The sequence below is a fragment of the Desulfosporosinus sp. genome, assembly GCF_014237355.1.
Taxonomy (GTDB): Bacteria; Bacillota; Desulfitobacteriia; order Desulfitobacteriales; family Desulfitobacteriaceae; genus Desulfosporosinus.
In genome coordinates this window covers 1-12,749 of sequence record NZ_JABZFS010000086.1, presented here as the reverse complement: position 1 = coordinate 12,749, position 12,749 = coordinate 1, and the positions used below count along the sequence as shown (strand labels likewise).

Here is a 12,749-nt window from a genome sequence, read left to right as displayed (position 1 = left end):
GATTTTAGTACTTTGTCATTCTTAGTACAGCGAAGAATCTTATTTACCCCTCGAATTTAATCGGGATAGATTCTTCACTTCGTTCAGAATGACAGGCCCTTTTATAAAAAGGGAAACGTTTTTTCGAACTTCGAAGATGCGCTTCGCGCTTCGCCTATGCTTTTCGTGTGACTAAGACATCTTGGATTAAAGAGCCTATATCGAGAATCAAGGTCACTTTACCATCTCCGAGAATGGTTGCTCCGGCAATTCCAGGGAGATTATTGAGAAACTCGCCTAAGGATTTTATGACGACTTCTTGTTGTCCCCGTAACTCATCCACGATAAGCCCTAGAGCTTTATCGCCAAAGCCTACCACGACAACATAGACCTCACTGCTTTCAGTTTCCGGCTTGGGAAGATCAAATTTTTCTTGGAGAGAAATCAAAGGTAAGGTATTCCCTCTCAATTGGACCATTGGCAGCCCACCCACAGTTTTAATATCTTCTCGATTAACCAGAAGAGTCTCTAAAACTGAAGAAAGTGGAACAGCATAAATTTCCTGGCCTACTTCGACAAGAAGGGCCTGAATAATCGCCAAAGTTAAAGGCAAGCGAATGGTAAAGGTACTTCCTTTCCCTTTGCGCGTTGTAATATCTACCATACCGCCCAGATTATTAAGGGCTTTTTTCACAACGTCCATACCAACACCACGACCGGAAATATCCGTCACCACGTCTGCAGTGCTAAAGCCCGGTAAAAAGATGAGATTCGCGATATCCCGTTCAGATAGTTCTTCTCGTTCCCCGATCAAACCTTTAGAAATGGCTATTTGCCGGATTTTATCGAGATCCAATCCTCCCCCGTCATCCGAGATCAGAATTGCTATATGGTTCCCCTCATGGTAGGCATTTAGGGTAATAGTACCTAGTTCAGGCTTACCGGCCGCCCGGCGATCTTCAGGGGATTCGATGCCATGATCCACTGAGTTTCTAATGAGATGCATTAAGGGATCTCCGATAACTTCAACCACCGTCTTATCCAGTTCTGTATCTTCACCTTTTAAGACAAGATCAATTTCTTTGCCTGTTTTTTTAGCGAGATCCCGAACTAAACGGGGAAATCGATTAAAGACGGTTCCAATAGCGACCATACGTAACCGCATAACACTCTCTTGAAGATCATTCATTAACCGACCCAAGTATACATTGGCTTCATTTAAACTATTGACCATACCATCTGTACTATATTGAGCTTTCAGGTCCAGACCGATCTGTACCAAACGGGTCCGGGTAATAACCATTTCCCCAACAAGATTAATGAGGTTATCCATTCGGGCGGTATCAACTCGAATCGTATGTACCTGAGTGTTTCCTTCACCATTGGCGGTTTCTGCCATAGGCGTTCCAGGAGCTTTAGCTATTCCCTTTGGTTCAAGGGTTGTTTTTTGAGTCACTATAGGTTTGATGACGTTTTCTTCCGCCCCAACACTTGGAATCACCTTAGGCTCTATCCCTATTTCCGCAACAGGTATTTCCGCTGCACTTTCCTCAAGGTTGGTTTCCACTATCTCTATAACATTTTGATAGGGATGTACGAAAACATCCTCCAACTCAGAAATTTCCAGAAGCTCCTTCCGAAGCTCTTCTCGCGGCTCATCACAAAGCACGAGCATAAAAAATTCCTCAGCATCCCCAACTTCCAGATCCTCGAGACTCGGCAAAAGTTTGATAACTGCGCCCATTCCTTCAACTCGTTGAGTTGCCATGACGGCACGGACTGCTTTCATGAGGGTATTAGGGCCAAGTTTCACATGTACCTGATAAACCCCACGCCCTAAACTATGAGCATCAATTACCTTTTCGGATTCGGAGGGTGTTAAAGCGAAGTCTACGGGAACAAATTCTACCAGGTCTTCCGTTTCTGTCTCAGAGGTTTGAATCATCTCTTCCTTAACAGGTTTATCCCCCTTTAAGATTCCTCTCATAGAGGAGGCTAAATCTTCGAACTCAATGGTAATCTCCTGACGCTGCTCGACCTGAGCCAACATCGCTTTCACTCGATCTGTCACAGCTAATAAAGTATCGATCATTTCCAAGGAAACATCCATTTTTCCCTGGCGCAAATGATCTAATAAATCTTCAGCAGCGTGAGTTAAGGCAACGATTGGCGTAAACCCCATGGTCCCAGAAGCTCCCTTTAAACTATGAGCTGAGCGGAAGAGATCGTTAATAAGTCCAATATTCCCTCCCTCTTTCTCTAGTTGTAAGAGTCCAGCCCCCAGCTTCTCAATCTGTTCTTGGGAATCTAATAGGTAAAAGTCAATGAATTCTCCTAGATCAACTCCCAAATTGTTGTTATCATCTTGACTCACGCTTTGCCCCCCTATCTTTTATATCTATTACAAATAACCTGACGCAATTCACTCTAGCGCTTCCGAATTTTATTTGTCACATATTGTTATGTATTATTTAAAAAAGGACAAATTAATCCGATTACTTTGTATTCGCCATATATTTTAGAATTCCTCCAAAGAAGCATATAAACAATATTACTTATATTCTCTTTATCTTAGCACCAAGTCGCAAAATCGTATATAAGTATTTTCGACAAAATTGCCGAGTTTATTGTGTTAACTGTAAAGATATTCTAATTTACTAGCAAATTGTGCTATGTGACTAACAATACACTTAGTAGTGAAGCCTACAAATAGTCGGATTGTCACAATCCACTAGGACCTTTGGGCAAAAAAACAAAACAGGAGGCAAAAAATTGCTTCCTGTTTGTTTTATACGGTAAAACAACAAATGTATTATCTTTATTCCAGATATAACCTCATATTCGATCACACAAGTTCATCGAACAATATGCCTGCCACTTGAGTGAAAGAACCTAAAATATCTAAAACCCGTTTAGGCGTAATTTCATCTAATACCTCACCGCTTGGCTGATCAATAATCTTAACCATGAAGCACTCAGGCTCTTCATGAACCTGAAACTCTAAGCGTTTATCAATAATTCCCATCAGTCGATTGAGCTTTTCCGTCGCCTTTTCCACCTGTTCACGTGGAATTTCTTCCCGGGCAGAGGGTATTTCTCCCTTACGATCGATGACCTTACGAGGTGTTTCCAAGGAACGGTCTAACTTTTGCCCTGCAAAAGCATCCATGGGAATCATGGTGGTCTGAGTATTCGGTTGAATGGGATTGATCATGATAAATCCCTCCTATATATCGCCAATTACCGTTGCCAGCTCTTCTGGCTGACAGCCGTTGTACTTACTGCACCATAGGCTTCCGAAACCTGGTGTTGTCGTTTGCTCCGACTAAGTAAGATCTGAACATTATCGATAATATATTGATTATCTTGGTAAATTTCAGCTAGAATCGCCTGTCCCACCGATGAGCCTTTGAATCCCTCATCCTCGACCTGATCAATGGCGGTTTGCAACTGTTCCCGTTGATTCATCAGCTCATTAAAAAGCTCCATATCCTGTTTAGCTAAAAACTTAGCCATTTCTTTAGTTAAAAACCGATAATCCTGCCACAGTGCTTGGGCTAACTTGTCACCTATCATCACTTGCCTACTGCCCTGGCTACATGAGTAAGTTTCATGGCCTCTGCCCAAGTATCTCTCATTTCTGTCAACATACTTTTGGCGTTCTGCAACTGTTCTAGATCCTTTTTGATGTTTCCTTGAATGAGACAGTGTTCAATATATTCATAGAGTTGCGCCCAAGTTTTTGAGAGTTCATAGCTCATATCCAAGGTCTGAACAAACTCTCGTACGATGTCCTGCACACGCAGATTAGCATTATGGGATTTTTGGACATCCCCCTGTTCCATGGCCAAAATGCTTTCTGTCAAGAATCTTAAAGCACCATTATACAGTAACAATGTCAACTGTTCCGGTGAAGCCGTCATAACTTGCTGATTTTTATAGGCGTTCGCCATCTGAGAATTTATCATGAAAAATCCTCCTTACTTTCTTGTAATATCATCTGAACAATTAATTCCCTTAAGTTCAACGAAACTCTTGCTTATGAGTTTTAACCGCTACTAAACTGTTCTAACAACCATGAGTTTTGCTGGTTAAGTTTATTCAGTGCCGCTTCCATAGCGTCAAACTGTCTATAGTAGCCTTTTTCAATGTTTATAAGCCTAAGATCCATCGTATTTAATGACTCGGTGTAGTTCTCGAGTCTTTTTGCCAGAAAACTATTAGTGTCCGTAGCGCCAGGTAAACCAGCCTGGTCTTTAAGTTTATTTATGGAAGTATACATCTGGTCATATAGGCGATGAGCTACCCCTTTAGTCTCCTTAGTATCTCCAGATGACCCAAAAATTTTATTAACAATATCGGAGTCCTCGGTGAGAGCCTTTCTCAGTTCGTCTTCATTCACATATAGCTTGCCGCCATTGTTAGACTCAGAATTGATATTGCCGTCTTCATCGATATACGAACCAGTCAAAATCCCAATAGATGAAGCACTCCTATAATCTCCAGTTAGCCCACTGATCGGAGTAGAAAAAGCAGACCGCAGGTTAGTTATCATATCAGTTAAAATTGGGTCGCGGCGTAAGAGCCCGCTGCGGGCTTTTTCCTCCCATACCTTGATGTCGTTTTCTTTCATATCCGCCTTCTGAGCGTCTGTTAGAGGAAGGAAATCTCGATATTTATTCTCAGCTATCTCTGAATTGACCGCACCAATCATAGTGTTATAACTATCCACAAAGGCTTTGACATTAGCAATGGTCTTATCAATATCCGGTTGTATAGAAATATTGGTGGGGGTGGTGCTTACTGATTTTAAATTATAATTCACACCTGATATTGTAAAGCTATTTGTGGATCTAGCTATGTCGACACCGTCCAGTTTTAATTTAGCGTCCTGACCAAAGGTTGTTAGTTTCAATTGATTGATCAAGAAATCTTGGCCGGTAGCATCATTACTAGAAATACTGAAAGCATTACCATCCGCATCAGCCTTTAAGGTAACCTTTTGAGTCGTAGCATCATAGCTAGCCACTTCACTGCCAGCGTAAGAGTTAATAGCTCCAATGATATCGCTGAGTGTATTAGACGCCCCATTGATCGGGATATTATGAGTTCCGGTGCTGGTTTTTACATCTATGCTAAAAACTCCGCTTATACCAAAAGCTTCACTAATTGTTTTTGTAGTATAGCTGGCAGCATCAATTCCTAGTTCAGCATTACTCACCATTCCCTGATCTGTGACTGTTCCAAGTTTTAGTTTATTCAAGATAAAGTCTAGCCCCGTTGATGAGCTTCCAGTAAAATCCACCTTAGCTTCTGCACCTGTCTTATTCGAATAAATGTAAAATCGATCAAGCGTCGTATCGTAGTTAGCCTTGACATTAGCATCTGTCTGGTTAATTGCACTAACGACATCATAGATGGTGGTCGTATCTGTCACACTAACGCTAACCCCTTGGCCATTAATTTTAAAATCCAGGGTCGAGCCAGCAGTGTATCCGAATTGACTGACAAGAGTACCCGAAGCATTGATACTGTCACTGCTCGAAAGTTTTACGCCATCGGCTAACTGACTCACCACGACTGAGTGAGACACATTCGCTGCATCTGCATTGGCGGTAGCACTTAAAACACTATCATTGGACGATGTCACTTGTTTAGGCAACAAGCTACCTGATTTTCGAAAATCAAAAATTGTGGAGTTGCGAAAATCCTGTGAAAGTGTATACATGGTGTTATAGTCTTTTTTCTGCCACTCCGTCTGTGTCTTTTGCTGCCATACTTTATCGAAAGAGGCCCGCCGGGCCTTCATTAAGTCTTTAACCATTTGGTCAACGTCCATGCCAGAGCCACTTAAACCGTAGGTGCGCATATCTGATTTGTCCCCCCTTAAACCCAGATCTCTTACTTGATACTGCTTTTTAAGTACCGTAAAAGCTGATCATTCGAGTCTATTGACTAATGTTATATATTTCTCCGTCATATTAATTATCGGTGAATTGGTCCTGATACTTTAGGCTTAATATAACTTTATATGAAAAGAAGCTTAAAAATTATCTCATTGTTATGAGTAAGGTCGAAGCATCCCAATACTATATAGTAAAAAACGGTAATGCCCCATCCTAATTGGATGAGGCATTAATATCAAAGGCAATAGGTTTTAAATTAGAAAAATCTTATGTTTCATAAATACCTGACAAATCCATCTATGAAGCTTAGAGTAATTTGTTCACAATCCAGCCTATATTACGTTCCTTAGATCTTTGAGCAATTTGGATTACGGCATTAGGTGGTAATTGGGTAATCAGTCGACCGGAATCCCCATCCATAATTCTGACCTGGTTCCCATTCTGGCTGTCAAAGATGGTGGAAACTTGGATATTTTTTTCTGCAAGTAACTTGGAGATGTGTCCCAGAGCAGTTTGGAATGCCCGTTCTGCTACAGCGACTCGACCCCCTGCGTTAAGTTCTTGAGAAATCTTCTGAGCAGCCGGGGTGTTAACCCGCTGACGGATAGAAAGTTCCATATTAATCGGATTGCTAGAAGTAGGTCCAATAGTAACAGCCATGTACTAATACCACCTTACACGCTAATATCTGATTAATATTGTAGCACGTCATATTTATCTTCCGCAATACTTTCTTGTAATTTATGCCAATCCTTAGCCGGTAATCAATTTGTGTAGATATTAATATCCAAACTGCATAAAGCACTTTGCCAAGGTCTCTCCAAGAGTATGAGTGCACTTATATTGGCCTTACTCTTTACCTGAGCAATTGGAGAACACCTTGTGGTAGTTGGTTAGCTTGCGCCAGCATAGCTTGAGCGGCTTGGGCTAGGATATTGTTCTTCTGAAAGTTCATCATTTCTTTGGCCATGTCTGCGTCACGGATACGGGACTCAGCGGCGGTAAGATTTTCTTCTGCGTTAGAGAGGTTTGCTATGGTGTGCTCTAGACGATTCTGAATAACTCCATAGTAACTTCTAACAGAAGATACTTGCTCTATCGCCGAGTTGAAACTTGCGATCGAGCTATCAGCATCACTACGGGTAGACACGCTTACATCTTTCAGGCCAAGTGATGATGACCGCAGGTCATGCAATTGAAACGACATACTCTGAGCAGTATTGGCTCCGATCTGGAGAGTAATGCTGCCACCGCTACTTCCGGGAATATAGTTAGTAAGGCTGCCGGAGTTACCAAAAGAAAGGTTATAGAGGGCATCCAGCACTGAAGTACCTGTCTCATTGGGAATAGTCGCGTCCTGAGTTAGGTTGCCGCTGCTACCTTTGACATTGCCATGAACAATAGCTCCTGAGCCTAGTGTAAAGTCAGTACTATTAGTGAGGTAAGTATCCACATCAGTACTGTTATTGAAATACTCTATAAAGCTATCGACATCCTGAATGTCACTCACGCGGTGACCAACCGCTACGTCGGTTGTTCCTATCTCTGTACTTGCAGAATCCCAAGTAACAGCATTAATTGCTTGACCGAGGCTCTTGCCCTGTTCCAATTCGTCGATCAAAGCAGATATCCCACCATCGATCAGTTCATGCATTACTTTGACCGCTTCAAAAGCAGAGCGATAATCCCCATCAAAAGGATTTGTCATATTTACATTGGAATCCGTTACAGGAAAAAAGTTGCCTCCTTGAATGGCCATTGCTAAACCTTCGAGAAACCAGTTTTCTTTACCCTGGTTTAGTCCATCGATGCTAAAGGGCATCTCCGTAAATTGGAGGGCATGGACCATTTCATGGGCAATTAAGGTATCTAGGACTCCATCGGGGAGTAAATTGCCGGATCCATCAAATACTTTGGCCACGTTTACCCGGAGGGTCAAAGAGGCTCCACCATCAGAAGTTCCCATCGAGGCGGCGGCTGCATTGACATCCAAATCGCTATAGTAGGCGACTGCGAGGTTTCTCTTACTGGCCGGATAGTCCACCCCTAACTGGTCATGAATAGCAACCAGCGAATCATTGATCCAGCCTGGCAGATTCATTGTGAGTTCATCTAATGCCGCCTGAGATATACCATCAAACTGGGATGGCCCTACCGCCGTAGAAACGGTCGGAGGAAGTATTCCACCTGTCCGGTTTAATAGTTTGATAGTATTAAACTCCGTATTATTGGCCACATCATCGATACCCAACAGAATATGTTTAATCTCGTCTTGAATTTTTGCTCGGTCTGAATCAATAATTGTGTCGCTGGCAGCTTGCACAGACAACTCTCTACCTCGTTGCAGCATATCATGAATTGCAGACGCACCGCCTTCAGCAGTCTGAATGAGCGAGATACCATCTTGAGCGTTGCGGATGGACTGGCCAAGACCACGAATCTGACCGCGCATCTTTTCCGAAATAGCAAGACCCGCTGCATCATCACCCGCGCGATTAATTCTCAGACCAGACGATAGCTTTTCAAGAGATTTGCTTGCTTGGTTACTATTGCCGGCAAGGTGCCTGTAGGCCGTCATTGCAGATAAGTTATGCGATATTATCATAGTAAACAGCCTCCATTGCCATCTTTCCTATACTATCTAGGTACTAAAAAAGCCCTGGTGAACCAGGGCTTTTTGTACTAGGGTATTAGGATTAACGGAGTAACTGAAGAACGCCTTGAGGCTGTTGGTTAGCTTGAGCCAGCATCGCTTGAGCAGCTTGGGAAAGAATGTTGTTCTTTTGGAAGTTCATCATTTCTTTCGCCATGTCTACGTCACGGATACGGGACTCTGCACCGGTTAGGTTCTCGGAAGAAGTTCCAAGGTTGTTGATGGTGTGCTCAAGACGATTTGTGAAAGCACCGAGTTTGGAACGTTCTGCGGAAACACTTGCGATAGCGTCATCAATAACTTTGATAGCTGCAGTTGCACTCGTGTGCGAGGAAACGTCAAGTGCAGCTTCTTTTACAGTTTCGCTTGTACCATCAGTTACCGTGTTTTCTGCTTTAAAACCAGCGGTTCCAGCAGCTGCGGTGATGCCGAGAGCTTCGGAACGCATATCATTGATATCGATTGTAAAGCTTTGGCCTTTATTAGCACCTACTTGGAAAGTGGCTTTGAATTGCTCTTGAACGCCACCATCGGCAGTTTTTATATTGTTACCAGCCACCCCCCCTGTGGCAGCAGTAACAACTATGTTATTACTTGAATTTGATAAGGTTACCCCATCAACATCCGCTTGTTGAACTACAGCATCAACAACAGATTGTTGCCAGTTAGCAGTTGCCTCGATAGCACCACTTATATCAATACCTTGCGCATTGCCTGTGTATGCTCCATCGTTTGCATTGTAGAATTCGAGAACTGTTCCATTAACAGTGATACCCTTCCCAACTAATGCCGTTGCATCAGCGGCGGAACCAATAGTAGGCATTGTTAAAGTCGTAGTGGCTTTAGCAGCAGCTATATCGGCACCCGCTGCAGTTCCTCCTGGAACGTTAGTGGCTGTCATAGTTGTTGGAGTTGCAGCAGAAATATTACCAGCTGCACCATCAAAACGACCATCCTTTGTAGCCTTAATAATGATATCATTACCACTTGCCGTTACTGTATAGTTTCCTTTTAATGTATCATTCTTGTCAATAATTGCCTGCATAGCTGAAGCGACGTCTGTTGCAGTTTCAGCAGCATCTTGCGATGCATCCACGTTAATGGTCGCAGCATTTGCTGTTACACCATAAGCTGTATGGTCAGCATTTCCACCTGCACCAGTTGCACCAAAAGTAACCCCTACGACTTGACCGTTAATCGTATACGAAATTGCGTGAGTTGCAGCGGCAATGGACATAGTATCTTGACGCTTTGCTTGAGTTTTGTATGCCTCGGCACCGCCTGTTAGGCTTCCAGTTCCAGCGGTTATCCCTGTTGCATCTAGGGTTGTTTTGCCGTCACCCTTCAGCAAGCTTTGGGTATTGAACTCAGTAGTGTTACCGATACGGTTGATTTCAGAAGAAAGTTGGTTGATTTCCTTTTGGATCTCGTCGCGGTCACTACTAACGTTAGTATCACTGGCTGATTGTGTAGCTAGTTCTTTCATTCTTTGAAGAATTGCATGAGTTTCGCTCAAGGAACCCTCAGCCGTTTGAATCATTGAGATACCATCTTGGGAGTTTCGGGTAGCTTGATCCAAGCCACGGATCTGACCGCGCATCTTTTCACTGATTGCAAGACCAGCAGCATCGTCTCCAGCTTTGTTGATTCTAAGACCTGAAGACAGTTTCTCCAGAGACTTGGAACTGTTAACGTTGTTAGTGCTCAACTGACGATAGGTGTTGAGGGAAGCCATGTTGTGATTAATAATCATTATATATTCCTCCTTGATTTTCATGCCAGGCATCCTTGCCCGTGCATCTTGCATGTAGTAGAGCGCTTCTTCCTCCGGCCGGTTGGATGAAGGTTTCTACTTACTTGCTTATATAATATATCGCTAGTTTACTGTTCTCACCTTAGTCCTAATAACGGCCAATTTTACGTTTATAGTATCTATTTAGTTAATTTTCCTCCTAATTACGCTTGTTTTCATCTAATGTTTCTAAGTCTAATTAATTGCATAGATTTAGGAAGAACCCGTATGGAAACAATGTTCCAAACGAGTTCTTTACGATCTCTATCTTCTGGGATTAATTTATTTTTTTGCTATTGACTACTAAATTCAAACTTTCTTATCTAGTAACACTCCCACATAGTCACTAATAGCAGCTAGGGTGTCCAACAATTCATGGGGTGGAAATTCCTTAATAACTCGCTGGTCTTTTGAATCCACTACCTGGACTATCACTCTGTTAGTCTTCTCATGTATTTCAAATTTAAGATCAGTATTAATGGTTTCCATGAACTTGTTTAAGCCATCCGTAACTTGACCAATTTCATCATTGGTGAGCTCTTTGATATCTTTATTTGGTTGCAATTGATCCTTACCTATTTCTGGTTTAACAACATCATTAGGTTTGCTACCAGCCTCTTCCGCTGGAGAAGCTACAGTAGATGTAGATGAAATACTATTAACATAGACAGGGACTTGTCCAGCATTAATCTCCATTTTGTTACACCTCATCAATAGAATCATTATCTATATTAAGTATCGGATAAATATTTTAAACCTTTAATAGAATTTCCTTTACCTGTGTTAAATCGTTGTAGATCCCTATCAGGATTCTACATCTAGTCATGGAGAATAGCACTGCTCAGGGACCGGTGCCTGACCTGGGACCTGTGCCTGACACCAACTTATCCACTTATTGTTTAGCTTGTGAAAACTAGGGTTCACGCTGAAATCAAGCCATAATTACAGACGTTGATTTCTGTAATCAATCATTAATTTAGTATAATATGAGAATAAGGATCATGGAACCTCTCCTTTCTCCAATGGATACGACATTTTTAATTGATTTTATCAATCGACACTACACCAAGGAATCCCTGGAAACCAGTTGAAGGCGTTCTGCCATGACTTGCATCTAGGCGTTTATAATGTGCTTGAGACTTACCTCGACGCGAATACCATTATATGTTAAAATTGCCTACGGAGGTGGCTTCCAGATGGGGCAAGAATTCAAAGAGAGTTCTTTTTCAAAGCAGTATGGTATGATCAAATATTCATATGCCGACTATCTGAATTGGCCAGAGGATAAATCTGTTGAGCTAATTGAAGGAGTGGCCTATGCCATGACACCGGCACCAGCTAGGATCCATCAGAAAATTGTCGTCGAACTCCTCCGTCAGATTTCTAATTATCTAGTGAGCCGGTCTTGCGAGGTTTATACGGCTCCCTTTGACGTAAGACTCGCGGATGCAGATGCATCGGATGAGGAAATAGAGAGTGTTGTTCAACCCGATATAGCTGTTATTTGTGATAAAGAAAAATTAGATATTAAGGGGTGTAAAGGAAGCCCTGATTTAATTATCGAAGTAGTATCCCCTGCGAGCGTCTCATTGGATTACATAAAAAAGTTAAACTTGTATGAGAAACATTCTGTTAAGGAGTACTGGATTATTCATCCCATCGATAAGCTTATTATGGTCTATACCCTTGAGGAAAAAGGAAAGTATTCTAGACCATCTGTATATCCACTCGGTGAGAAGATAAAAATGGGGATTTTCGAGGATTTAGCCATCTCCCTTGGTCATTTGGTTAAAGAACTGTAATATAATGCCATCGATTGCCGAAAAACAGGCCTTGGAGAGTGATCTTTCTCCAAGGCCTGTATATATCCAGGGAATAAGATAAGTTCATGAGACTCTCAATTTTAGGCTTCTTAGCAATCTCAAACTAAAAATTTACTACTCGAATTCTTTAATCTTTGCGCCATTTCATCAAGCCCGCTAATCGAACCAGCGACCTCTTGAACCGATGCCGACTGTTCTTGAGTTGCTGCAGCAATATTTTGGGCACTATTAGCTACTTGTACTGAATTCTCTTCAGCTTCTGTTATAGACTTAACGACCTCTTCACTTTCAACGGCTAATTGCTTTGTTTCAGTGGTGATATTTTTTGCTTTATCCGTTACTGACGAGGCCGCTTGTTGAATTTCGATAAAGGATTGTCCAGCGCTTTTAACAAGCTGCGCTCCTTCGGCAATGGCATTTGCTTCGGCTGAGATCGATTTTGTGACCTTTTCAGTTCCATTCTGAATCTCAAAAACGATTGTCTTAATTTCATTGGTGGCTTCTGTAGCACCTTCTGCTAGTTTTCGTACTTCTTCTGCCACGACTGAAAATCCTCGACCGTTCTCACCTGCTCTTGCGGCTTCTATTGCGGCATT

Annotated in this window: 11 protein-coding genes; 1 reads left to right on the top strand and 10 read right to left on the bottom strand. The window is 42.2% G+C overall.

Annotation, left to right across the window (positions count from 1 at the left end):
- Positions 1 to 154: 154 nt before the first annotated feature.
- The 9 genes from HGJ98_RS20770 to HGJ98_RS20730 all read right to left on the bottom strand — a co-directional run bounded on the left by HGJ98_RS20770 (position 155) and on the right by HGJ98_RS20730 (position 11,026).
- Positions 155 to 2,353, bottom strand: coding sequence for a chemotaxis protein CheA (locus tag HGJ98_RS20770; RefSeq protein ID WP_291353617.1), 2,199 nt, complete (start codon positions 2,351 to 2,353; stop codon positions 155 to 157).
- Positions 2,354 to 2,824: 471 nt separating this feature from the next.
- A complete protein-coding gene (locus HGJ98_RS20765; RefSeq protein WP_291353616.1) occupies positions 2,825 to 3,193 on the bottom strand; it encodes a flagellar protein FlaG in 369 nt (122 codons plus the stop codon).
- Between the two features lie 26 nt (positions 3,194 to 3,219).
- A complete protein-coding gene (locus HGJ98_RS20760) occupies positions 3,220 to 3,555 on the bottom strand; it encodes a hypothetical protein (RefSeq protein ID WP_367142756.1) in 336 nt (111 codons plus the stop codon).
- On the bottom strand, positions 3,555 to 3,947 hold the full coding sequence (gene fliS, locus HGJ98_RS20755; protein WP_291353615.1) for a flagellar export chaperone FliS: 393 nt from the start codon (positions 3,945 to 3,947) through the stop codon (positions 3,555 to 3,557). Before fliS ends, HGJ98_RS20760 begins: the two co-directional genes overlap by 1 nt.
- Positions 3,948 to 4,027: 80 nt before the next feature.
- Entirely contained in the window at positions 4,028 to 5,848 is a 1,821-nt protein-coding gene (gene fliD, locus HGJ98_RS20750; protein ID WP_291353614.1) for a flagellar filament capping protein FliD, read from the bottom strand.
- Positions 5,849 to 6,191: 343 nt separating this feature from the next.
- Entirely contained in the window at positions 6,192 to 6,545 is a 354-nt protein-coding gene (locus HGJ98_RS20745; RefSeq protein ID WP_291353613.1) for a flagellar protein FlaG, read from the bottom strand.
- A gap of 196 nt (positions 6,546 to 6,741) precedes the next feature.
- Positions 6,742 to 8,490 carry a flagellin gene (locus HGJ98_RS20740; protein ID WP_291353612.1) on the bottom strand — a complete coding sequence of 583 codons (1,749 nt, stop codon included), beginning with the start codon at positions 8,488 to 8,490 and terminating at the stop codon, positions 6,742 to 6,744.
- Between the two features lie 91 nt (positions 8,491 to 8,581).
- Positions 8,582 to 10,291 carry a flagellin gene (locus tag HGJ98_RS20735; RefSeq protein ID WP_291353611.1) on the bottom strand — a complete coding sequence of 570 codons (1,710 nt, stop codon included), beginning with the start codon at positions 10,289 to 10,291 and terminating at the stop codon, positions 8,582 to 8,584.
- A gap of 348 nt (positions 10,292 to 10,639) precedes the next feature.
- Entirely contained in the window at positions 10,640 to 11,026 is a 387-nt protein-coding gene (locus HGJ98_RS20730; RefSeq protein ID WP_291353610.1) for a flagellar protein FlaG, read from the bottom strand.
- 500 nt (positions 11,027 to 11,526) lie between these two features.
- Here HGJ98_RS20730 and HGJ98_RS20725 point away from each other — a divergent pair, with 500 nt between their 5' ends.
- Positions 11,527 to 12,132: a Uma2 family endonuclease gene (locus tag HGJ98_RS20725; RefSeq protein WP_291353609.1), complete on the top strand. Its 606-nt coding sequence runs from the start codon at positions 11,527 to 11,529 to the stop codon at positions 12,130 to 12,132.
- Positions 12,133 to 12,251: 119 nt separating this feature from the next.
- Here HGJ98_RS20725 and HGJ98_RS20720 read toward each other — a convergent pair.
- Positions 12,252 to 12,749: methyl-accepting chemotaxis protein (locus tag HGJ98_RS20720; RefSeq protein WP_291353608.1), on the bottom strand; the 498-nt coding region annotated here is incomplete at its 5' end.